This window comes from Companilactobacillus formosensis, assembly GCF_005405305.1.
GTDB lineage: Bacteria > Bacillota > Bacilli > Lactobacillales > Lactobacillaceae > Companilactobacillus > Companilactobacillus formosensis.
The window spans coordinates 169,223-193,511 of record NZ_BJDU01000004.1 but is presented as its reverse complement, the minus strand read 5'-3'; the positions used below and the strand labels follow the sequence as shown (position 1 = coordinate 193,511).

General features: G+C 34.9%; 24 protein-coding genes. 8 read left to right on the top strand and 16 right to left on the bottom strand.

Translation table 11 applies throughout. The features are described from left to right. Positions 1-47: 47 nt before the first annotated feature. The gene (locus FFM65_RS06270) at positions 48-332 is read left to right on the top strand and encodes a hypothetical protein (RefSeq protein WP_119318154.1); all 285 of its coding nucleotides are present in this window, start codon (positions 48-50) and stop codon (positions 330-332) included. On the opposite strand, the gene galU is transcribed toward FFM65_RS06270, so the two are convergent. Genes galU through map form a run of 3 tightly spaced genes read right to left on the bottom strand, consistent with a single transcriptional unit; the run spans position 333 to position 3,014 of the window. Next, positions 333-1,247: a UTP--glucose-1-phosphate uridylyltransferase GalU gene (gene galU / locus FFM65_RS06265; RefSeq protein WP_119318153.1), complete on the bottom strand. Its 915-nt coding sequence runs from the start codon at positions 1,245-1,247 to the stop codon at positions 333-335. After that, positions 1,247-2,206: a YihY/virulence factor BrkB family protein gene (locus FFM65_RS06260; protein WP_245954238.1), complete on the bottom strand. Its 960-nt coding sequence runs from the start codon at positions 2,204-2,206 to the stop codon at positions 1,247-1,249. Before FFM65_RS06260 ends, galU begins: the two co-directional genes overlap by 1 nt. 13 nt (positions 2,207-2,219) lie before the next feature. Next, a complete protein-coding gene (map, locus tag FFM65_RS06255) occupies positions 2,220-3,014 on the bottom strand; it encodes a type I methionyl aminopeptidase (protein WP_057812912.1) in 795 nt (264 codons plus the stop codon). A 130-nt stretch (positions 3,015-3,144) separates the two neighbouring features. Here map and FFM65_RS06250 point away from each other — a divergent pair, with 130 nt between their 5' ends. Beyond that, positions 3,145-3,600 carry a flavodoxin gene (locus FFM65_RS06250; protein WP_119318151.1) on the top strand — a complete coding sequence of 152 codons (456 nt, stop codon included), beginning with the start codon at positions 3,145-3,147 and terminating at the stop codon, positions 3,598-3,600. Between the two features lie 2 nt (positions 3,601-3,602). Then, positions 3,603-4,064, top strand: coding sequence for a GtrA family protein (locus FFM65_RS06245; protein ID WP_119318150.1), 462 nt, complete (start codon positions 3,603-3,605; stop codon positions 4,062-4,064). A gap of 62 nt (positions 4,065-4,126) precedes the next feature. Here FFM65_RS06245 and FFM65_RS06240 read toward each other — a convergent pair whose 3' ends face one another. The 5 genes from FFM65_RS06240 to wecB form a co-directional block, all read right to left on the bottom strand. Further along, a complete protein-coding gene (locus FFM65_RS06240; protein WP_119318149.1) occupies positions 4,127-4,780 on the bottom strand; it encodes a Crp/Fnr family transcriptional regulator in 654 nt (217 codons plus the stop codon). A 26-nt stretch (positions 4,781-4,806) separates the two neighbouring features. After that, complete coding sequence (locus tag FFM65_RS06235) at positions 4,807-6,618, bottom strand: DUF6568 family protein (RefSeq protein WP_119318148.1); 1,812 nt, start codon at positions 6,616-6,618, stop codon at positions 4,807-4,809. Positions 6,619-6,629: 11 nt separating this feature from the next. Then, entirely contained in the window at positions 6,630-7,823 is a 1,194-nt protein-coding gene (locus tag FFM65_RS06230; protein WP_119318147.1) for an NAD(P)/FAD-dependent oxidoreductase, read from the bottom strand. After that, positions 7,820-9,280 (bottom strand): Na+/H+ antiporter NhaC family protein, encoded by a 1,461-nt coding sequence (locus FFM65_RS06225; RefSeq protein WP_119318146.1) that lies wholly within the window; start codon positions 9,278-9,280, stop codon positions 7,820-7,822. Before FFM65_RS06225 ends, FFM65_RS06230 begins: the two co-directional genes overlap by 4 nt. 202 nt (positions 9,281-9,482) lie before the next feature. Further along, on the bottom strand, positions 9,483-10,625 hold the full coding sequence (wecB, locus tag FFM65_RS06220; RefSeq protein ID WP_119318145.1) for a non-hydrolyzing UDP-N-acetylglucosamine 2-epimerase: 1,143 nt from the start codon (positions 10,623-10,625) through the stop codon (positions 9,483-9,485). A 391-nt stretch (positions 10,626-11,016) separates the two neighbouring features. Here wecB and fba point away from each other — a divergent pair, with 391 nt between their 5' ends. Continuing rightward, on the top strand, positions 11,017-11,886 hold the full coding sequence (gene fba, locus FFM65_RS06215; protein ID WP_119318144.1) for a class II fructose-1,6-bisphosphate aldolase: 870 nt from the start codon (positions 11,017-11,019) through the stop codon (positions 11,884-11,886). A gap of 535 nt (positions 11,887-12,421) precedes the next feature. On the opposite strand, the gene FFM65_RS06210 is transcribed toward fba, so the two are convergent. Together FFM65_RS06210 and FFM65_RS06205 are read right to left on the bottom strand one after the other, a co-directional pair. After that, a complete protein-coding gene (locus FFM65_RS06210; RefSeq protein ID WP_119318143.1) occupies positions 12,422-13,627 on the bottom strand; it encodes a GGDEF domain-containing protein in 1,206 nt (401 codons plus the stop codon). Positions 13,628-14,156: 529 nt separating this feature from the next. Continuing rightward, complete coding sequence (locus tag FFM65_RS06205; RefSeq protein ID WP_119318142.1) at positions 14,157-15,509, bottom strand: FAD-dependent oxidoreductase; 1,353 nt, start codon at positions 15,507-15,509, stop codon at positions 14,157-14,159. 205 nt (positions 15,510-15,714) lie between these two features. On the opposite strand from FFM65_RS06205, the gene FFM65_RS06200 reads away from it, so the two are divergent. Both FFM65_RS06200 and FFM65_RS06195 read left to right on the top strand, forming a co-directional pair. Further along, positions 15,715-16,149, top strand: a complete 435-nt coding sequence (locus tag FFM65_RS06200; protein WP_119318141.1) for a GNAT family N-acetyltransferase — start codon at positions 15,715-15,717, stop codon at positions 16,147-16,149. A gap of 60 nt (positions 16,150-16,209) precedes the next feature. Beyond that, complete coding sequence (locus tag FFM65_RS06195) at positions 16,210-16,893, top strand: EAL domain-containing protein (RefSeq protein WP_119318140.1); 684 nt, start codon at positions 16,210-16,212, stop codon at positions 16,891-16,893. Between the two features lie 211 nt (positions 16,894-17,104). On the opposite strand, the gene FFM65_RS06190 is transcribed toward FFM65_RS06195, so the two are convergent. Next, a complete protein-coding gene (locus tag FFM65_RS06190) occupies positions 17,105-18,460 on the bottom strand; it encodes an FAD-dependent oxidoreductase (protein ID WP_119318139.1) in 1,356 nt (451 codons plus the stop codon). A gap of 268 nt (positions 18,461-18,728) precedes the next feature. Between FFM65_RS06190 and FFM65_RS06185 the strand changes: the two genes are divergently transcribed. After that, complete coding sequence (locus FFM65_RS06185; RefSeq protein ID WP_119318138.1) at positions 18,729-19,928, top strand: GGDEF domain-containing protein; 1,200 nt, start codon at positions 18,729-18,731, stop codon at positions 19,926-19,928. Positions 19,929-20,149: 221 nt separating this feature from the next. On the opposite strand, the gene FFM65_RS06180 is transcribed toward FFM65_RS06185, so the two are convergent. The 5 genes from FFM65_RS06180 to FFM65_RS06165 form a co-directional block, all read right to left on the bottom strand. Continuing rightward, positions 20,150-20,797 carry a DUF6198 family protein gene (locus FFM65_RS06180; protein ID WP_119318137.1) on the bottom strand — a complete coding sequence of 216 codons (648 nt, stop codon included), beginning with the start codon at positions 20,795-20,797 and terminating at the stop codon, positions 20,150-20,152. 111 nt (positions 20,798-20,908) lie between these two features. Continuing rightward, entirely contained in the window at positions 20,909-22,372 is a 1,464-nt protein-coding gene (locus FFM65_RS06175; RefSeq protein WP_119318136.1) for a multicopper oxidase family protein, read from the bottom strand. 14 nt (positions 22,373-22,386) lie between these two features. After that, positions 22,387-22,557, bottom strand: a complete 171-nt coding sequence (locus FFM65_RS12155) for a nitroreductase family protein (protein WP_162897941.1) — start codon at positions 22,555-22,557, stop codon at positions 22,387-22,389. A 79-nt stretch (positions 22,558-22,636) separates the two neighbouring features. Then, the gene (locus FFM65_RS06170; protein ID WP_119318135.1) at positions 22,637-23,266 is read right to left on the bottom strand and encodes a DUF421 domain-containing protein; all 630 of its coding nucleotides are present in this window, start codon (positions 23,264-23,266) and stop codon (positions 22,637-22,639) included. Positions 23,267-23,274: 8 nt separating this feature from the next. Beyond that, positions 23,275-23,724, bottom strand: a complete 450-nt coding sequence (locus FFM65_RS06165; protein ID WP_119318134.1) for a DUF3290 family protein — start codon at positions 23,722-23,724, stop codon at positions 23,275-23,277. Positions 23,725-23,845: 121 nt separating this feature from the next. Here FFM65_RS06165 and FFM65_RS06160 point away from each other — a divergent pair, with 121 nt between their 5' ends. Next, positions 23,846-24,283, top strand: coding sequence for a helix-turn-helix domain-containing protein (locus FFM65_RS06160; RefSeq protein WP_218022555.1), 438 nt, complete (start codon positions 23,846-23,848; stop codon positions 24,281-24,283). The last annotated feature ends 6 nt before the right edge of the window (positions 24,284-24,289 follow it).

Genomic DNA, 24,289 nt, shown 5'->3' with positions numbered 1-24,289 from the left:
TAATTTAATTAAGCCAGAAAAACAAATAAAAGTGGTGGAAATTTCTTATGCTTACTATTGATTTAATCTTATTGTTAAATGATTTCAAAAAAAATAATCGAATCTTTGTCGAAACTTCCGATAAAAATTTACCTGTCGTCGATATTGAAATTATTGATGACGAGGTAATTTTGAAGACAGCGACTAACTTGCACGGTCTTAAGAACTGGGAATTCTTAGTGCTCCTCAATAAAAAGGAATACTATGAAATGCCAGTTTTCTTCAACAATAAAAACAGCCATCAACAACTCTTTGGTTTCAGAGTTGCTAATGACTGTTTGTTACTCGGTTAATTATTTTGAAGATTTCTTAGTTGTAGGTTTTGTTTCGGCTTGAAGTTTCTTAGCAAGGTCAAGGATGTATGGCTTCAATTCACCTTCAACTTCGGGATGAGTGAGTCCATATTCAATATTAGTCTTAACGTAGCCAAACTTGTTACCGACATCGAATCTTTCACCCTTAAATTCATGAGCGAAGACACGTTGAGTCTTGTTCATACGGTCAATAGCATCTGTTAATTGAATTTCGTTACCAGCACCTGGTTTTTGAGTTGCTAGTAAATCAAAGATTTCTGGAGTTAACAAATAGCGACCAATAATAGCTAAATTACTTGGGGCATCTTCAACCTTTGGCTTTTCAACGAATTTCTTAACATTGAATAAGCCTGGTTCGTTTTCGCCTTCAGGATCAATGACACCGTATTTTGAAACATCTTTTTCTGGAACTCTCATAACGGCAATCGTTGAAGCATGAGTCTTTTCATAGTCTTCAATCAATTGTTTTGTCAAAGGAACCTTATCTTTCATCAAATCGTCACCTAACATAACTACGAAAGGTTCGTCGGCGATAAATGATCTAGCTTGGGCAACCGCATCACCTAAACCATTTGGATGAGCTTGACGACTGTAATACAAGTTAACACCAAGGTTAGTTGTATCTTGAACTACCTTTAATAGTTCTGTCTTATTCTTAGATTCAAGGTTTTGTTCCAATTCTGGTACAGAATCAAAGTGATCTTCAATAGAACGCTTGTTTTTACCAGTAATAATTAAAATATCCTCGATACCTGAAGCTTTAGCTTCTTCAACGATAAATTGAATAGTTGGCTTATCAACGATTGGTAACATTTCCTTAGCCAAAGCCTTAGTTGCTGGTAGGAATCTTGTTCCTAAACCTGCGGCTGGGATAATTGCTTTTCTGACTTTCATTAATTATTCTCCTTTTCATGCGACTGCAAATAACTAGTTAATCGACCAGTACTTTTCCTTAAATATGGACCGCCGAGTGATTCAGCGAAAGCAACGTTAATTGCATTTCCAAATAAAAAGATCGTCACTGACATATTCACCCACAACAAAAACACAATAATGGCACCAATTGCACCGTAGTTGTCCCAGGCTGACCCAAAGTATTTCAAATAATATGAGAACAATTGCGATAAGCCTAAAAGACCAATACTAGTGATGATGGTTCCAGTTATTATGTAATAAAATTTTAGACGAATATTAGGTAAAAAATAAAATAAAGCAAAAACGATCAAAATCATTATAACAATAGCGAACGGCCATTTCCAACGCGCAAATTCATCTAACCAGCGTGAATTCACGTGTAGCAACGGAATTAGCCAATTCAAAAAAACTTGTCCAAATGTAAACGTTACAATTGCTGCTACCCCAACGAGTAATAACATCAAAGTCGTAAAGAAAGCTAATCCACGACGAATGATGTAGTTGAGGAAAGTTTTTTCAACAAACAGACTGTTTACATCCAAACCGTAAGCTTCATTCATGGTCATTTGTACAATATTCAAGCCTCGGGAAATAGCCCAAAGAGCCACAACAATACCAACTGACAAGATACCTCTATTAGAATTAGACAAAACCTTTACGATTGTCGGCAATAAATAGTGATGAAGATCGTCTGGCAAAATGAATTCAATGTAGCTGATCACGGTTGGTTTATCTAATCGTAATAGTGGAATCAAATTTCCAACAATAATAACTGCTGGAAATAACGACAACAGGATATAATATGTGATTGCCTTTGAAGCCATGGGTACATTCGAGTCGCTCATTGCTTGGGTAACATATTTAATGAAACCGATAAATTTCTCTCTTTTTTTTACCGATTGCTTAAATAATGGCACCTGCTGTTTATTATCATCCATTATTTCACCAACATTATAGTAAATATTTAGCATCGTATTCTGGATCTTGTGATGTCAAAATCTTAGGACCATCTTTAGTAATAGCAATAGTGTGTTCATATTGAGCAGAATCGGTACCATCAGCAGAAACAAAGTATTCCCAACCGTCGGCTTTGACAAATTTATCTTTGATTTCCCAAGTACCTAAATTAACCATTGGTTCGATTGTAATCGTCATACCTTCACGCAACCTTAAACCTTGACCTGGTTCTCCGTAGTGAGGAACATTAGGAGCTTCGTGCATTGTAGGTTGGATTCCATGTCCAATCAAATCTCGAACGTCTCCCATGTGGTTTTCATCTTCAACATAGTGTTGAATAGCATAACCAATATCACCTAAACGATTGCCAACTACTGCTTGGTCAATTCCTAAATATAAAGCCTTGTGAGTTACATCCATCAATTTTTGGTCTTCTGCTGAAATATCCCCAACAGCATAAGTCCAACAAGAATCACTTTCGTAACCATTTAAATTGACGGTCATATCGACTTTTAAGACATCCCCACTCTTTAGAATCAAATTCTTACGTGGAATTCCATGAGCAACTTCATCGTTGACACAGACGCAAGTGGCATATTTATAACCTTCAAATCCCTTTTCAGATGGACGACCACCGTGAGATTCGATATAGTCATTTGCAAAATTTTCAATTTCCATTGAGGAAATTCCTGGTTTGATAATATCGCGCAAACCAATGTGTGTGTTAGCAAGCAATTCTCCAGACTTTTGCATTCCTTCGATTTCTCTTGCAGATTTTAATGTAATCACGTTTTAACATGTCCCTTCAAAAATGTTATTTTCATTATAACATTGTCGTAGTTTTTTTAATTGGATAGCTGTTAAATTCAATATTTGCTATAATATCCCAAGATATAAATAAATGAGGCGACAATTAATTATGACAAAAGTAAAAATCGTATTTGCCAGTATCACTGGTAATGATGAAGATATCGCATATGTTTTAACGGAAAAATTTGAAGAATTAGGTTGCGAGGTCGATATGAGCGAAGTTTCTCAAACCGATGCAGCTGACTTCGAAGATAGTGATATTTGTGTGGTAGCTAGTTACACCTATGATCAAGGTATCGTCCCTGATGAAGCTTTAGACTTCTACGATGACATGCAAGATCTTGATTTATCAGGTAAAGTTTATGGCGTCTGTGGTTCTGGTGATACTTTTTATGAGGACTTCTGTCGTGCTGTTGATGAATTTGGCAAAATCTTCGAACAAGTTGGAGCCACTAGAGGCGCTCAGTCGGTCAAAGTTGAATTAGATCCCGAACAAGATGACATCGATAATCTGGATCATTTTGCGGAATCAATCTATAAAAAGGCTCAAGAAATGGATCTTTAGTCATGGAATTAATTAAAAAATATCGTAATTTTTGGGTGTATTGCTTCTTTGGATTTTTAGCATCACTGATCAATATCGGTATCTTTGATCTATCACACAACTATTTCCACATTACATTATGGATAGCTAATACTATTGCTTGGTTTGTCTCCAACTTCTTTTCATTTTTCGTAACTAAATTGTATGTATTTAAATCTGAAATTGAAAATCCTAAAAAATTAATCAAAGAAGGCTTTTATTTCTTAGTCTCAAGAATCTTCTCATTGATTTTTGACGATGTTTTTATGATCGTCGCAGTTTGGATCTTCCCTTGGAATAATTTGATTGTCAAGGCAATTGATCAATTGATCGTAGGTTTATTCAACTACTTCTCTTCAAAGCTGATTTTCAATTATCAAAATCGTCATTTGATTGAACGCCTGAAGAATCTTAAAGAGAAACGAAAAAGTCGAAACGAAATTTAAAAAGCAGAAAAGCTCCACTAGAATCATTTACCAATTTGGTAAATAAATTTCTAGTGGAGTTTTTATATTTCTTCCATCAATTTATTTTTATCAATGTGTGAGAGAACATTATGATTAATTTTAAAGAATCCTTCTGAACTCATCTTGTGCAGTTCTTGATTCAAAGATGAACGAGTGACATGGAGTATTTCGGCAAAAGCTTCTTGTGACACAGGGAATTCAACTTTTAAATCATCATTTTCTTTTGTCGACAAGACACTATCACTCAAAATCCAATAAGTAATCCTTTCTCGTACTGTTTTGTAACCTAAGCAAGCTATTAACCGTTGATTTTCTAAACCTCTTTGCGCCAATTGCTGAATATAGACTTTGGAAAATTCCTTATCGTCAAAAACAATTTTTGAAAAGATATCAATTGGCAACCAACAAATTTTACAATTATTGATCGATGACAAAGTATAAGTGTAATACATATCTCCTGATAAATAGAGATATTCCAAAATAATACTGTTGGGAACGAATAGGCTATCACACATCTCTTTGCCATATTTAGAATAACTTATAGCTTTTAAGTAACCTTCTATTACAATACCGACGTGGGTAATTGGAGTCCCAGGCGTTTTGATGATCGTATTGCGTTTATAGCTCTCAATCCGATAGTTATCTTTTACCAAGGGATGATGCAAAACGTTTTCAATAAAAGTTGATTTTTCCATCGCTTACCTCCAATTACAACTTTATTTTACTTTAGAGCATCATCTAAGAAATCGCAAACATCGTCGTAATCTCTTTCACCGTGGAATCTCTGAATTTCTTTTCCATTTTTAAAGATGATGACAACTGGGATTCCAGTAATCTTATAACTTTCAGATAATTTAGTATTGGCATCGACGTCAACATAACCAATCTTAAATTCATCCTTGAAATCTTCTTTCAATGCTTCTTCTAGGACTGGATGCAATGCCTTGCAATGAACGCATCTTTCAGCACCAAAGAGAACTAGCACTGGTTTATCCGTGACATCTTTAACTTCAGCGTCAAAATTATCTTTAGTCAAAGGCTTGAAGAAATCTTTATCCACATCAAAGACTTTTTCTTTGTTAACAACATCTTCTTCATCATCAGTTGCAACGCACAAAGCGACATCTTTGTAATATGGCAAAGTTCCTTCAACATCAACGACCGTCTTAGCACCGAATTTACCTGCTCCTGGAAGACGATATGTCGTATTGTCAACTGGTTCAATCGCAACTTCTTTTGGCTTTGGTTCTTGTGGAACGTAATCATAAGGATAACGATAAGCACGATAAATCATATTATTCGTAGGTTGACCTGGATCATTGTGTGAATAATATGGTGAAATCCATTCCCAAACAATTTCCTTTTCTGGAGTTACTTCAATCAAGCGACCATCGGAACCTTCATCAATCAAAGTATTACCATTTGGCAAACGTTGTGCTGATGAAACGTATGGACTATAAAACTTGCTTGCATCAACTGGAATTGCATTGCCAAAATCTTTTGGTGTTACTTCCCAAACTACTTTGAGCGTTGTTGGATCAAATTCGATTACACGGCTGTAGTCACGAGTAGCATTTTTACTACCAATTTTTGAAGATGGATTTGGCGTACCGTATCCAGCCCAGCCACCATTATCGAAGACCATCAAATTGCCTTCACCAGGTAGACCTTTAGGAATCATGTGGAAATGATGTTGACCGACGATCCAACCGAGTTTTCTCAATTCCGGAGTAGCGTTGAAATCAGGACCAATCTTCCAAACTAGATGACCCGTATCTTTATCGAGAATAGCCAAAATATTAGCTTCACGACTATCAAAAATAATATTAGTTGGTTTAAATCTTTCATCCCCAGCATCGTACCATTTGTTTGATCCAAGGTAACTCATGCAATTGACGTGCATGTAATCACCAACACCGCCATCGGAAGAACGCATGTTAGGATCACGGAATAAGACATTCTTGGCTGCTTCATCAAAGCCTAATTCATCAAAGTGCTCACTCAAAGACCATTTCCAAACGATATTGCCTTCCCAATCGACTTCATACATAACATCGTCTAATAATTTTTTATCAGAAATTTCCGGATTGTGAATTGTTTGATGTCCCAAAATCAATGTATTGCCTTCCAATGGTTTAGCTTCTTGACCTGGAACGTAATAGCCGACAGGATTGCCCTCTCTTTGGAAATCATGATGTGTTCTAGCCATCCAACGATGATCACGTCCGGGATCGTCAATTTTTTCCAATTTATCGAATTGCCAAACGATATTGCCATCATAATCAATTTCAATTAAATTAACGCCATCTTGCATACCATAATCGGGATGTCTAAAACCTGATGTTCCCATAACGTAGCCACCCTTTAATAGCTTAGGAGGCATTGCTTGCATATTCCAACGTCTGACTTCATTCCCATTCATATCAAATAACAAAACGCCATCATTGATCAAAGGAACGATTGTGTATCCGTTATAACATTTGTCTGGTTTATAAATTGTTGTTCCATGTGGAAATACTGTTGGTTGACCCATTTTTATCACTCCTAATTTTTAATTAAATTCAATTCTGAAATATCATTAACAATTTTTTGACACGTACCATTCTCAAACAAAGCTGCACTGACAGTTTGGGTGAGTTTTAATTTTTTAAATAATAACGACTGTCTCGAAACATCTTGCTTGTAAACTTTGTAATCTGCTAAATCCTTTTCGAACTCGCTTGCTAAATCTATGTCATTTGTTTGATAAGGATCATAAAAGACAAACGCTACTTTCTCATCAGCATCGTCTAAAATATTTTTGATCTGCTTTTCTTCAGCAATATATCTTTGTGCCGCTACCAAAGCTTTAGCCCCATCGCCACAAGCCGTGATCACTTGTTTCAAGAAATTATCAGTACAATCACCAATTGCATATAATCCTGGGACATTAGTTTCTTGCTTGTCATTGACGCAAATATAACCACGTTGATCACGTTTTACTAAATCAGAAACAATGCCTGTCTGTGGTGTCATCCCAATAAAGAAAAAGACGCCACTTGTCGAATGTTCAGTAATTTCACCTGTATTGACATTTTTGATTTTTACTTTTTCGACTTTGTCACTGCCCTCAATTGCTGATAAAGTTGAATCCCAAATGAAATTGACCTTAGGATTATTTTTTATACTTTTAGCTGCTACCTCATTACAATCCAAAACGCCAGGATCATGTAAAACAACGATATTAACTTTTTTAGCAAATTTGGCTAAATATTCTGATTCCTCAATTGCTTGATCACCAGCACCAACAACATAAATTTCTTGATTCTTGAAAAATTCAGCATCACATGTGGCGCAATAAGAAACTCCTTGTCCAGCAAATTCTTTTTCTCCGGGAATATTGAGTTCTCTAGGGACAGTTCCCAAATCCAAAATTACTGTTTTAGCCTGAAAGTCCCCCCGACGCTTCGTTGAAACAATGAATCCATCTTCAATTCGTTGAACACCTGTAACAGTCGTCCGCTTTAAGCTAACTGATTGATTGGCTTGCGCATGTTGTTTGAAAGATTCCATTAAATGTTGTCCTGAATCTAATTGAACTCCTGGATAATTTTTTACTTCGGCAGTTTCAGTGATTCGGCCACCATAACCACCCTTTTCAATTAATAAAGTTTTTAATTCAGCGCGACCTGCATAAATTGCGGCTGTTAATCCACCAGGACCACCGCCAACAATCACAGCATCATATTGTTCGGTCATACGCCCACCTCCTCAAAGTTAGCTTTTCTAGAACTTTTTTTATCTTGTAAGACCCAAACGAAACAAACGACAGTCAATAATAAGCAATAATAACTAGATGCAAAAATCTCAAATGGGTTTATCGATATATTTTTGACACCGCTTACTTCAATCTGATTGATCAGCGTCATCGAACCCATTACAAAAGCACTGTTAATTGGTACGATAGCTGTAAAGGTTGTCGCCATTCCAGTAAGCAAGTATGAACGCTTATTAGCAGAAATATTGACACTTTGGCCAATTTTATCAGCTACTCCGCCAAACAAAAGAATTGCTGGCAAAACGCACCCTGATAACAAAATATTAATCAAAGCAATACTTAGAACCAAAACCATTTCTGCTCCTGCTTTAGTTTGAATAGCTTTTTTACTCAAAATCCAATCACACAATAAATCCAAACAACCAGAATCTACCGCGATGGCAATCATTCCAAATAGTAGTATGGAAGAAATAATAATATCGGTCATACTGTACATGCCATCCATTAAAATCCCCGTTAATTCCAATTTAGGCGTAATCATAAAAATTTCTCTTAAAGTGAAATTGCCAAAAACTACTCCTAAAATCAGTCCCAACACTGTCGCATACGACAATCCCAAGAAAAGATCTTGCTTAATGAAACTAATTACCAATAAAACAGCAATCGGAATTAACATAATCAATCCAGTACCATCGGAATCTGCCGCTACTTGAGCTAATTGCTGAGCACTGACTTGCGCCCCATCAGCCCCAAATAAATAAAACATGATTGCACTGATAACGGCTATTGCCAACAAATATGGGGTTCTTTCCTTCATAACGGTTTGCAATTTTGCTGACTGTTGCGTAGCTGCATCATGCTGTGTATCGATCGTTGTATTAATGACCTGTGAACTTGGTGACATTGCATCGCCAAAAAATACTCCGCTCAAAATTGCGCCCACTAAAACCGAAGCCTTCGCGCCTAGCATAATCCCCGGCGGATAGAAAATCGGTACGACCGCAAACACTGCAGCAATCGGAGCACCTGTTCCCATAGAAATAATCGTTGAAGCTATAAATGTGAAGACAACAAAAGCACTACCAGTAATACTTAATTTTGTACTCAGCCAAACAAAACCACTTCCAATATTGCCAACAGTTAATAACTTAGTAAAAATCCCAATCATAATAAAAGTAAATATTAACTTTGAATTACCAAATTGAGCTAAGCCACCAATAACTGATTTCCAATATTTAGATTTATTTTTCACAAAGAAAAAAGCAAATAATAAACCTATAATTGAAGCAAAGACTAAACCTTTCATTGAATAAACTTGAAAGAACACTGCCAATCCCGCACTGACGACAATGTAGATTGCAATAGGGATTATCCCCATTATTCTTCCACCATAAAATTCTATTTTATACTTTTTTTCACCATCCTCTTTTGTTTTCACTGATCCGTTCCCTCTTTTCATTCAGAAATAAATCTTTGATTTTTGTTATCTTCTTCACAATTTAATTTAGCAAATAATCAAAAAAAAGAATGTCATCTTTCTAACACTTTGCTAAAAAAGTTCAAAATTTACACAAAAAAAATCTCATTGAGAATGTAAAATACATTACACTCTAATGAGATTCCTTTTTGTTATAAAAATATTATTTAAATTCATCCGGTTTTTGATTAGTTTGTTTGAAGTAATAACTAATTGAATCAAGGATTCTTTCAGATGCTTTACCATCACCGTAAGGATTTTTAGCATTAGCCATACGATCATACTCATCTTTATTAGTAATTAAGTTAGTCATTTCCTTTTCGACAACATCGGCATCAGTTCCGACCAACTTCAATGTACCAGCTTCGACACCTTCAGGACGTTCTGTCGTATCACGCAATACTAAAACAGGTTTTCCTAATGAAGGTGCTTCTTCTTGAACACCACCGGAATCAGTCATGATAAAGTAACTTCTGGATGCTAAGTTGTGGAAATCAACGACATCGAGTGGTTCAATCAAGTGAATTCGATCAACGCCACCTAAAATATCTTTGGCGGTTTGTTGAACGACTGGATTCAAGTGCACTGGATAAACTAATTCAATATCATCATGTTTAGCAACAACTTTCTTCATTGCTTTGAAGACTTGCTTCATTGGTTCGCCTTGATTTTCACGACGGTGCATGGTAATCAAAATCATCTTCTTATTAGGATCGATGACATCCAAAATATCGTGGTGATAATCTTTATGAACAGTGCTTCTCAAAGCATCAATAGCTGTATTACCAGTTACAAAGATATTTTCACCATGATGATTTTCCTTCAACAAGTTAGCTTTACTCTCATTTGTTGGAGCAAAATAAAGATCAGTCAAATCATCAGTCATTTGACGATTCATTTCTTCTGGCCATGGTGAGTACTTATTCCAAGTTCTCAATCCTGCTTCTACGTGTCCAATAGCTGTTTGGTGGTAAAATGCTGAAAGAGCTGCACTGAAGGTCGTCGTTGTATCACCATGAACTAGAATAATATCAGGAGTTTCTTTTTCGATGATACTATCCAATTCCTTCAAAACTAACCCTGTGATTCCACTTAGAGTTTGACGTTCTTTCATAATGTTCAAATCATAGTCTGGCTTAATCTTAAAAATTTCCAAGACTGAGTCGAGCATTTCACGGTGTTGTGCCGTAACTACGGTTACAGTTTCAAAACGATCACTATTTTGCTTTAATTTCAAAACTAGTGGTGCCATTTTAATTGCTTCTGGTCTTGTACCAAAAACAGTCATAACTTTAATTTTCTTCAAAATTATCACCTCAATAAATTAGTTCCAGTATATCAAAGATATCTGTATTAATATAGGTAGTTAGGTTTTCTCTTATTTTCTGAAAAAAGGTCGGTTATCCCAACATGATAAATTTACCAGTTTTAATAATTTTAAGCATTCTTACCACCCTAGTTGCATTTTTTGTTGTTATTGCAATTTACAACACTCTCATTAAATCAAAGGGGAAAAAATACTGGTGGTATATTTTAATTTTTTTGATTATTCTCTACTTAATAGCATTTTACTGTTATTTTCATTTTAGGTAAGCGTTTACTGAAATAGTTTGTTAAAAATTGTAGGAATTTTTCGGCTTTTGAGTTAGAATTATTAATGTATTCAAATAATGAATGGAATTTTTGGAGGATTATCGATGGTTTTAACAAACGGTAACGAAATTTTCAACAATGCCCGTAAAGGCAAATATGCTGTTGGTGCTTTTAACATCAACGACTTGGAATGGACACGTGGTATTTTAGCTGCTGCCCAAGAAACACAAACACCTATCTTGGTTCAAACATCAATGGGTGCTGCTAAGTACATGGGTGGTTACGAATTATGTCTACACCTTGTACAAGACACAATCAAATCAATGGGTATTACAGTTCCAGTTGTAATGCACTTGGATCATGGTAACTACGAAGCTGCCAAAGAATGTATCGAAGTTGGTTACAACTCAGTTATGTTCGATGGTCATGACTTACCATTCGACGAAAACCTTGAAAAGACAAAGGAAATCGTTAAATTAGCTCACGCTAAGGGTATGTCTGTTGAAGCTGAAGTTGGTTCAATCGGTGGTACTGAAGATGGTATTACTGGTCTTGGTGAACTAGCTGACGTTGAAGAAGCTAAGACACTTGCTGCTACTGGTGTTGACTACCTAGCTGTTGGTATTGGTAACATCCATGGTGTTTACCCTGACAACTGGAAAGGTCTAAGCTTTGACCGTCTACAAGAATTAGCTGCTGAAATCTCAACACCACTTGTATTGCATGGTGGTTCAGGTATCCCTAAGGAACAAATCGTTAAGGCTATCTCAATGGGTATTTCAAAGGTTAACGTTAATACTGAATTACAATTGGCCTTTGCTAAAGCTACACGTGAATACATCGAAGCCGGACATGACCAAGATGTTGACGCTAAGGGTTATGACCCACGTAAGTTGCTTGCACCTGGTACAAAAGCTATTACTGATACAACTATCGAACGTATCAAGTGGTTCGGTACACCATCAATCAAGTAATAAACCTTTATTAAGACGAAGATTTAAATCTTCGTCTTTTTTTATACTCTAAAACTTTGTGAAATATTCAACAATAATTAAAAAAAGTTTCTAATGAGTTCAAAACCTCTAGATTGCCCGTTATTTAAGTATTTTTTGTAATTTAACCATCTACATGTCATGAGCTTTTGAATTGTGAAATAAAAAGAAACTTGCTATAATGACTTTGTACCAATGAGAGAAAGCGCTAACATAGAGGAAGGAGGGGCTAAAATATATACTTTGCCAAGTCTAGAATAAGCTTTTCAAAGTTTATTTTTTGCCTCCCATATAGAATAAATTGTCTATGCATAGATGCTTATTCTAGATATCAAGTTGATAAGTTGTAACTCCCAATTACAACGCGATAGGAGAAAAAAACTCATTTCTTAAATTTGCCCAAAAATACAACGGATCATAATAATCTCCCCGATTCATTGAATACCCCATCATTCAATGACGTAAATTAATTTCTTGCTCCTATCGATCAACCTAAAAAACCAGTCAGGTACCCCACCTACTGGTTTTTTTGTTTGCCTTCATTTGACTGTGTTTGCCCTTCAACAGTAAAAGAATTCCGTCCACTATTCTTAGATTGATACAAATAGCGATCGGCTCGTTTGAAAACATCACTGAAGGACTTATCCGTTGATTTTAAAGTTGTTACGCCAAAAGATAAAGTAATGCTCAAACTCATATCCTGCGTAAACAGTGGCACATTTTTCAAAGTCTTATTGATGGATTTAACTAACTTAATGCTCTCATCACCATTTACTCCCTCAATGATAATGAGAAATTCTTCTCCACCATAACGAAATAACTTACCCCCATCATTGTCTAGATGAAGCTCTCTCTCGACTAAATGTGACACGTACCGAAGCACCTGATCCCCTATATCGTGTCCATAACGATCGTTGAAACTCTTGAAACCATCAATATCAAAGATAATGACCGTCAGAGGTTTCCATAAATCTTTACGATGCTCATCATAAACTACTTTTGAAAACTTATTTAAATTACCCCGATTTCTAACCCCCGTTAAGGCATCATAATTGACCTTCTTTTTCAATCGATTAAAAGCATAAAAGTAATTTTGCATCTTTATCTCAATAGTCCGGGCTATAAACATATAGACCTCGAATAATATCAACATGCTAATAATATTAATCAATGGCCAACGAAGATCGAGCCATAACAAACACCACCAACAAGCTCCAAATAAAATTTGTCCAAATATATACTTATAATCAAAAATATATAATTCATCCTTATGACTGTATAAATATTCAGTGACAATAGCTAACAAAACATAGGCGCTAATGAATATAGGCCATACTATTTGTTGATGTTGTTGCGAATCAGAAACTAAATGATACAACAAAGGCAATGCAATGTTTAAAATGACTATTAATCGATTATTAAAAATAAACATAAAATAAAAAAACAATGTCAATTCTGCATTAATGAACAAGCTACCTAATTCAATCTGACTACCTACTGTCAGACTTTCAAAAACTTTAATAATGACAAAGCTAGCTGTAAAAAGCAAAATGACTTCTGATAATCCAGAAACCATTTTTTTTGCCCAATCTGAAGATAACTCAATATCCTTTTCAAAAGTAAGTGCAATATAGGTGATGATGGTTATTAGCCCGACCGTCACGATTCCGGTAACTAAGGCATTAGTGCTCAAGCAAATCCGAATGATTTCACCTAAACCCATATGATCACCCTCAAAGTATTCTATTAACTACAAAAATTCTAGCATTCGAAACGCCTTTTTTAATATACATTTTGACAAAGGAAAAAGCTATTCAAAAAAGTAAATTTATATTTTAATTTTTTTATATGAAAATGAAACTTTAAAAAACAAAATATTCGCTAATTCATCTAACAAAAAAAAACTACAAACTAATCGGGTTCTTTCTTAAAAATTAAGGTCAAAAATAGCGTCTATTCAGATTGCAATAATCTAAATAGACGCTTTTAGTTTGTTGTTATTAAAAATAGAATCACTATCTAGTCCGGAATAGCGAAGAAAATTGGCTCAGATGTGAAATTTCTCTTGGCAATTTATTGCCTAGTGAAAGGTCGAGCTTGAAGACTTTGCCCGCACTTGGGCTTAGCAAAGGCTCCAAGTCGTGCCCACATCGTTCCAGCCAAATTTTCTTCGCTATGGAGGACGAAATATTTTCACTAACCAACGTTAAGAGAGAACCCTAATCGCAATTAGTAAGATTCTTCTTTAAAAATTACTTTTTATCAATTTTATCTTCTTTATCAATTGCCATTTGTGCAACCAAATTCAAATAATTAAATGGATTATCATAATTTGGTTGGAATAACATATCGACATAAGCTAAATCATCAATCGTATTATCATTTTGAATACAAATTGAAACGGCATTAGCGGATTGAGCTACTTCATGTTTGCTGAATAACTGTGCGCCTAAAACTTTACGCGTATCTTTATCGTAAACTAAGTAGATCGTCAACATATCAGTCGTTGGCATGTAATTTGGACGATAGTAATCTTTATAGACTACATAATCAGCATTGATACCATTAGCAATGGCTTTCTTATAAGTTAGTCCCGTTTCAGCTAAAGTATAACCAAAGATTTCCATCGCAGTTGTAGCTTGTGTGCCCATATACTTACGAATATTGCCGAAAATATTAATTCCTGCTAGAGTTCCTTGACGAACGGCACTAGATGCTAGTGGAATGTAACGATATTCGCCAGTTGGATTAAATTTAACCACACAAGAATCTCCACCCGCATAAATATCAGGATTTGATGTTTGCATGTAATCATTAATAATAATTGCTCCGTAGCCATCCATTTGAACTTGTCCACGCAACAAGTCAGTATTGGCAAAGAACCCAGTGCAAACAATTACTAAATCGGCTTTATACTCGTGACCAGCTTTAGTCTTAATGGTTAACTGTTCGCCATCTTCAATCTCAGCCACTCTTTCGCCAAGATGAACTTTCACGTCATGTTCCTTTAATTTATCAATGATTTCTTTTGACAAACCATCATCCACGTAATTATTTAAAATTTGATCACGGGATTGAATCAAAGACACTTCGTGAACTGTGTTGGCATAGCTTTCAGCTAGTTCAACCCCAACGTATCCAGCACCAACAATGGCAATGCTTGGATAATTTAAAGCTGATTCATAAATTTTTTTAGCTTGTGCATAACTCTTACACAATAGAACTCTTTGATTATCCATACCTTTGATTGGAGGTACACCAACTTCGGAACCAGTTGTCATAATCAACTTATCATAAGTATCTTCAAAAATTTCTTGAGTTTGTAGATCTTGAACAACAATTTTTTTGTTTTTTGAATCGATTTTCAAGACATTGTGCTTCATATGAACTTCGGCACCATAGCCTTCAAGTGTGGTAGGATCCGCATAAAACATGTCTTCAAGACGGTTAACGATTCTCCCCAAATACAAAGCAATTCCACAAGATAGAAAAGCAATGTTATCATCACGTTCATAGACCGTTACCTCAGTCTCCGGATGCTTCGTTAATATTTGTTCAACTGCAGCTGTTCCAGCATGTGTACATCCGACAACAATAACTTTCATTCGTCGGTTCCTCCTCTACTGTACATTTGTATACTCATTCCATTCTTTTAAGCATAACACAATATATACGTAAATTATATCAAGCATAAATTTAGCCTCTTTTTTAAAAATTGTATTTTTTTATATCAAAAATAGAACAAAAATCGAGCAGTATTTGTAATATAATTATCTTGTGTTGACTTTTTTATTTAGGGAGCTGAATAAGATGCATCAAATAAAATCTACAAATGATATAAAATCTGAGATTTATCACGATAGTTTAAAAATAAGAACAACGGTCTTCGTGAAAGAACAAAATGTTCCTGAAAATATCGAAATCGATAAACTAGAAGACCACTGTACCCATTTTGTCCTATATGATGATCAAACTCCAATGGCAACCGCTAGATTCTTTGTAACTGAAGACAACGGAATTCATGTTCAACGTGTAGCAGTTTTAAAAGCATATCGCCAAAAGCATATCGGTTCAGAATTATTAAAATATATTTTCGATTTTGCTAAAAAACACAATTATCAATATGTTATTCTAGGTGCACAGGATCACGCCCAAATGTTTTATACTAAATTAGGTTTTAAAGTTGTTGGTGAACAATACAAAGAAGCCGGTATCTTGCATCATGACATGAAACTGGACTTGTAGTACCATTACCATAGATTTAACATGACTTTGGGAATTAGACGATGTCAAAAGGAGTTTGTTATGTACAGATTTTTTATTCAGCCTCAGCTTGACAAATTTAATAACTCTTTAATAGGTTATGAGTTATTGATGAAGAAAAAGACTGAGCAAGGATGGAGACCACCCCATAACTTTTCGGATATCCCCTCACATACGATGGCCTCAGTCTTAATTGCAACAACTAAATTATTATCACTCAAAATTGGTTCTGTCTCGGTTAATATCAATCGTAATCAATTGATGGATTCAGAAGTTCGTACGGCTATTATAGAAGCACAAAGAATTTTGCGGCCTTTGCGTTTAGTCGTTGAATTGACTGAAGATACCCCTGATCAAGACTGGCCTAATTCACAATTAATTCCCTTAATAAAAGATTTCATTGATTATGGTATGGACTTTTCTCTAGATGATTGCGGAACTGGTGTCAATCAACTAGAGAATATAAAAGAATTAGTTCCCTTAGCCTCTGAAATTAAATTTGCCATTCAAAACTTTGGCGAAAAATTACGAGACCCTGATATTGAAAAAAAGGTCATCTTTTGGCGCGATTTTAGTAGAGAGCACAACTTGCGCTTTATTCTAGAAGGTATTGAAGATGACCATGACGATCAATTAGCTGATTCTTTAGACATTGATTTGCGTCAAGGATATTATTATGGCAAACCTCGTTTACTTAAATTAGAACCTGATGACGATAAATTTTAAATGAAAACAAAAAGGAATTTCCTCATTCAAATTTAGTTCTTACTAAAAGTTGGTTAATTCAAAAAATAAACTTACATACAACTAATACATTGAAAATGGAACTTCTCTGCATTTTTATATAACCAAACTAAAAGCATCTATTTAGATTATTGCAATCTGAATAGATGCTATTTTTGACCTTAAATTATATGAAATAAAAGAAATTCCTCTTTTATTTTGCTTTGGCTTCTCTTTCCTTAGCCACTGCTTTTTGGGCAACTAAATTTAAATAGTTAAACGGATTATCATAATTTGGTTGGAATAACATATCCATGTAAGCCAAATCATCAATCGTATTTTTGTTTTGGATGCAAACCGACAACGTGTTAGCTGATTGAGCTACTTCATGTTTGCTAAAAAATTGTGCGCCTAAAATCAAATGATTGTCCTTGTTGTAAACCAATTTAACCGTCAACATATCGGTCGTTGGCATGTACTTAGGACGATAATAATCGTGATAAGTTACCGTGTCAGCATTGATATCACTGTGCAAAGCATGACGTAAAGTTAGACCTGTTGAAGCAATCGTATAGCCGAACAATTCCATAGCAGATGTAGCTTGCGTACCCATATATTTTTTGATATTGCCAAAGACATTAGTTCCCGCTAAAGCTCCTTGACGAATAGCATTAGTAGCCAATGGCATATACGCATGTTTGCCAGTTGGATTGAAAATTACTGTACAAGCATCACCTGCCGCATAAATATCAGGATTAGATGTTTGCGTATATTCGTTGATAATAATAGCCCCATGGCGATCCATCTCGACCTGCCCCCGCAATAATTCCGTATTAGCGACAAATCCCGTACAGACGATGACAAGGTCTGCTTTATGATCATCTTTAGTGGTTTCGATTAAAACATTATCGTCATCATCTCTAGTAAATCCAGTTACTCGTTCATTCAGATAAATATTAACCCCGTGCTCTTTTAATAAATTGATAACATTTTGTGACATATCTTTGTCCAAATAATTATTTAAAACTTGGTCACGTGATTGAATCAAAGAAACTTCATGATCAGTATTAGCATAGCTTTCAGCCAGTTCTACACCAATATAACCACCACCAACAATCGTAATATGCTTATATTCTTTGGCAGTTTCATAAATTGCTTCTGCCTGTGCATAACTTTTGCACATCAAAATCCTTGTATCAGAAATCCCCATGATTGGTGGCACTGCGACAGTTGATCCAGTAGTCATAATCAATTTATCGTAAGTATCGTTAATAATTTGGTGAGTCTTCATATCTTCACACATGATGGTTTTGTTCTTAGAATCTACTTTCAAAACATCATGCTTCATATAAACCTTAGCACCGAGTTTTTCCAAATCTTGAGGGTCTGCATAAAACATGTCTTCAAGATGTTTTACTTTATGCCCTAAATAAAGTGCAATCCCACAAGATAGAAATGAAATATTATCGTCTCTTTCATAAACTGTAACTTCTGTACCAGGATGTTCTGCTAGAATTTGTTCCACAGCAGCGGTCCCTGCATGAGTACAACCTATAACTACTACTTTCATTGCTAATCCCTCATTTTATAAAAAATATTCATTCAAAAATTTGAATTTAAAACATAATTTTGTAATTATCTATTTATATTATAATAACTCATTTTTATCAATAAATGTTTAAATATCTTTTTTACTAATTATTTTTTCGATAAAATAATAATTTAAATTTACCTTATACATCTCATGATTTATCTCGTATAATGTAAAGTATGTGATAAAAAAAACATGCTAAATATCAAAATAGTCATGCTTAAAAAATTAAAATTGAGGGGTAATCGTGTCAAACATTATCTTAGAACGCATTATGAATAATTATCTGAATATCAATTCAGCAATTATCACGCTTGTTACGATTGGATTAATTACAATAATCACAATCGTGGCTTACTCACTCGAACGAAGAATCAGTGGTTCTTCTCCACTTTATCAAAGATTGGTTGCTCATTTAATTGAGGGATTCGTCTTAGCAATTAGTATGATAATGTTGCAACAAATTTTCCACATTTTGAACAATGGTTCAATCAACAATGGTTGGTTATATGCCAATGCCCAACTGACAATCTTATTATATTGCATGTATTTGATTAGAAACCAAATCACTCTGTGGATAAATATTCTAATGCCCTTTGTTTATTACAATTCAATGAATATTGAACGTCTGGAAAATAAAGATTTACCATTTTTTATCGCATCATATATTTTCCTAGTAGCTATAGTCGTTTTTATTTATCTACAAACAGAAAAACTTCAAAATTCAGAATGGAAATACTTGATCTTACAAATACTTTTTGGTTTATCATGGTGGATCTTGCTATGGGTCGACCACAGTTTCTCAGTTTATGAGATTGCCAATATGTTAGTTGTCTTCTTGATCTACATGTCGATTATCCGATTTTGTGCCAGAAAGGTTCAGGAAACAATGCTAACCTACAACGACTTACAAGTACAAGTCAATTATGACGAACTGACAGGTGTTAGAAACCGTGCCAATTTAGACAGAACTGCTCAAGAGATTTATCAAACTTACCATAGTGAAGAGGTTCCTTTAACAGTAACAATGTTTGACATCGACCACTTCAAACAATTCAATGATCAATATGGTCATTCTACAGGCGATGAAGTACTTAAGCATGTTGCTCATACGATGGAACGTGAGATGTTTTTGACGGACACTAAAGGTCAATTATTCCGATTCGGTGGCGAAGAATTTATTATCGTCTTCCGTGGCAAAACTCCTGAAGAATGCATCCCTATTGTTAAAGATCTGCGTGATTCTTTAGTCAATACACCACTTTTCTTAAAAGGACAAAAATTAAACGTCAGTATCTCTTTTGGTATCTCACAACTAAAAAATACTGACTCAAGTTTCAACGACTTATTCAATCGAGTCGATAAATACTTGTATGAATCCAAAAATTCTGGTCGTAATCGTCTAACGGTTGAAGGTCAAACGATGGACTTCGATGAGAAAAAATAGAATCATAAACAATCAAAAAACTCGTCAAAATGTAATTTTAAACATGCATTTTAACGAGTTTTTTATTTAAATATTTTATTGAATTCTTCCTTAAGCCCAAAAAAAATAGTGAGAAATTAATCTCACCGTCGGGAAGGAATCAGTTGTTTTTAAATCTGGTAGTCCCTACTAGTCATAGTAAACCATGTGGGCTTCTATCGCAAGACAATTGTACAATTTTTCTAAAATGAATAGTGATGCTTTAATGAAGGCACAACAATTTTGTCAGAAATACCAATGATGACACCTTGGAAAAACATTGCCAGAATAGTCCCAATTCCAACTGACAAAATATTGCCTGTCAAAATAAAACAAATAATCATAATCACAACCGGTGGCGTATAACTTAACAACTGACCCCAACCGGCTGATCCGTGTAAATATTTGAAACGTAATAAGTAAGCTAGTTCATCATTAGGGTGTTGAATCAAATTACATCTTTGATAAATTGAAGTTCCGATTGAGACGCCAATCAATCCCAAAATATTGATTAGTAACCTAATCACAAATGGAAATTGATTTAAATTCAACGGATTTAGAACATTGGAAAAAATCCCCACTAAATAACTGAATGGAAATGAGAATAATAAATTAGAAATAAAAATATGACCGTCAAATTTTCTCAATAGGATTTGATTAGCTATCGTGACAATAATGGCATAGACAAACAAAGTCGTTCCATATGGTGAATGCAAAAATGCTGAAATATTGACCGCTGACGACATCCAAACAGCACTGCCCATATTGCTATCAATCATTACTGCATTCGAAAAAGCATCCAAAACAATCGCAAATATCAAATATCCTAAACGAACTTTAAATTTACCCACTTAGCTATCCTTCTTCTTAAAAGAGGCAATACCAACAGATGTTAGTATTGCCTCTTTTTATTGACAAACTTTACTAGTCGAGTTTAGAACTAGTCAAAAAGATTGTCAATTTTACTTATTTTTTGGATGATTCATTTCATCCATACTAATTAAGTGATATTTATGTTCATGATTTGGATCATATGCTTCAATCTGAGCCATCATACCAGTATCTTCGTGTTCTAGGATGTGGCAGTGATACATGTAAACACCAAATTTAGTGAATTGAACAGCAATTCTAACTGTTTCACCAGCATTGACACCAACAGTATCCTTCCAACCGTGTTCGTTAGGATAAGGTTCTTTGCCATTACGGCTGAGAACTAAGAATTGGCAACCATGCATATGGAATGGGTGAATCATACCGCCGTCCATATCATTAGTATTAACAACATCCCAAAGGACAGTGTCGCCAACTTTTTGCTTGCGGTCAATTCTTTGCATATCAAAGAGTTTGCCATCCAAACGTACTTGGTCGTCCATTCCTGACATAACAGTTCTCGTTACAGGAAGTCCTGGAGTTACCTTTGGTGCATCGATAGTTGTTAAGTGTTCTGGCAATTTCGTATCATCTTTGGCAAATTCACCAATCTTAAATTTCATAATTGGCATATCATCTGTCATCAAAGTAACGACATCGCCGGGCTTCTTGTCACCAAAATCAACGATAACTTCAGCACGTTCAGCACAAGTCAACATCAATTTAGTGAACTTAACTGGTTCAGGCAAAGTCCCACCATCAGAAGCGATTTGCGTAAATTCATGATTATCGTCAAAGTGCAATCTCCATTCACGACGGTCAGAACCATTCAACATTCTTAAACGAACTCTTTGGGTCGTAACATTGAAGACACCATTGATCGTACCATTAACTAAGGCATACTTACCTAAAGTACCATCGACATCGTAATCAGCTTTGTAATCTAATTGATTGTCGTGATAACTTCTATCTTGCAAAATAACTGGTATATCGTCGACACCATAATTTCTTGGGAATGGAAGTTTAGCTTCTTCATCATCTGTTACAACTACTGCAGCAGCTAATCCATTCCAAACTTGACGAGCTGTATTTGGACATGGATGTGGATGGAGCCAATCAGTTTGAGCTGGTTGATCCAAAGTAAAGTCAATATCACGACTGCCATCTGGATAAACTGGAGCGTGTGGTCCACCATCAACAACTGGTCCAGTAACATTTAAACCGTGCCAATGGAAAGTAGTAACTTCTGATAATTTATTAACGAGGTGAATGTGATAGTGTACACCTTGCTTAAAAACAATTGTTTGACCAAGCAATGAAGCGTTATAGCCCCAAGTCTTAGTTTTCTTGCCAGGAAGGATCTGTGTCTCCCCTTCTTGAGCTGTAATTGTGTAGTAGACGTCATTTCCATCTACTTTATCCGGCTTGATGACTGCAGGAATATTCAATGGTTGATCTTTTACATCAGCCTTCTCTAGTGGAATATAACCACCGTCGTGCAAGTCAAAAATTGGTTCATCGAAAAAGTAATCATTGTAAACTTTTGAATCTGACATTTATAATCGCCACCCTATTTAGTCTTTGATCGAAACGTGCAAATACAATTTACTAAAGCCTCTACAAACATGCCGATTGCCATCATATACATCGCAATCATATTTTTATCAGCGAAAACAAAGTACAATAATATCGCATAAAAAATCAGCATGAAAACAGAGAATGCCTTAGAACCACTTGCCATGTTATCACCACCAAAATTTATTACATTTCTATTCTAATACAGTTATACGCTTAATAAAAATCGTTTCGGAGTACTTAACTTAATATTTATAGACTACTAATTGACCATCAATATAATTAGCCATGTAAATATCTGAAGCTTCCAGACCACGTTTTTGCAATTCATTTTCGATCCAGTCGTTATCTTTACCGATAGCTTCTAGTTCATCATGATCAATCTGACCATCCAAAATCACTGGATATTTGAGGTTATCTTCATTTTTCATAATTATCGTCAATTGACCATTACGCTCAAAAACGGCTCGTTTCACGTTTCTAATATCCATGATTCCAGCCTGACGCAATTTAAATGACAAATCATTAGCTGATAAACCATTTTTCAAAGCTAAATTAACGTCAATCTTACCGTTCTTCACAATAACCTTGGGATCACCTTGAATGACCTTTCTGAATAAATTATTGTGGTTAGTTAAGAATTTGGCCACGAAAACTACCAAAGTCCAAATCAATAAAACCAATGTAAATTGCAAAATCGTAATACTGGAATTGTAAATCATCCCACCAACGATTCCACCTAAAACATAGTTTTGAAGTTGGTCAATCGCACTAGTTGGTGCAATGTTGCCACGACCAAATAAATTAATCTGCAAAACCATGAATAGAAATCCAATAATAAATTTAAGAGTTAAATCACCATATTGTAAGACCATTGTTTCACCTATTTCTTAATCAGATTTATTTTTTGCGAGCTGATGATGCTGGCTTTCGTTAATGTATAACTACTCAAATTATTGTCAAAACTGACTCGATAAATATTTTTACCTGCTTTGATCAGCATACCTTCAGTCAAACTAGAATTATTTGAATAAAGTTTCTTTTTAGAGACTTTCTTTTCTTTGGCGACTGATGTCATCAAATCTAACGTCTGACTAGTCTTGTTGCTAATATCTAGCTGTTGCTCATAATTGTTGTAGTTGATACCAATGAATAAGAAAATACCAAATGCAAAAATAATTAATAAATCACGATATTTATTATCAGAGCGGTTTCTAAAGTACAAAAAAGCAGTTACAAAAATCGCTACGGCTAAGATAATAATTCCTATAATAAATAGGAAATTTGGCTCGTTATTGTGATCAACCAAATATTGATACGAATAAAAATTCATCTTTATCCCCTCGTCTACTTTTTATACGATTAGTATAGCAAATTGCTAAATCATGGCGAATAATCTTTGCTTGCACGAGTAATAAAATTATTGCATAATACTAATTCGTTAATATTTTTTATTGGAGGTGATTATTATCAATCAACCATCAAACGTTTGCACTTGGTTGAGCATGAAGCATTTCGAAAATGACATTCAAACTAAGCTGGAAAAAATCTTGATTAAATATGATTTATCACCTGCAGAATTTAGCTTTTTACACTATCTTTACGACCAATACGATTCTAAAGCTAGCTTGTTGGAAATTAAAGACTCCTTACATCTCAGTTCAGCTGCTGTTTCTAGAATGGCCGTTAGACTGGAAAATAAACCTTGTAAGCCTATCATCCGTTATCACAGCAATGACAACCATAAAGAAGTCTGCTTACAAATTACCCAATCGGGGATCAATCATTTTAAAGAAACGGCTAAAATCGTCGACGAAGCGCTAAAAGAATCTTTTGCCAGTAAAGATTTTGAAGCGTTACGCGATATGATTTTAGCTACTAATTTACATTAAACAGGC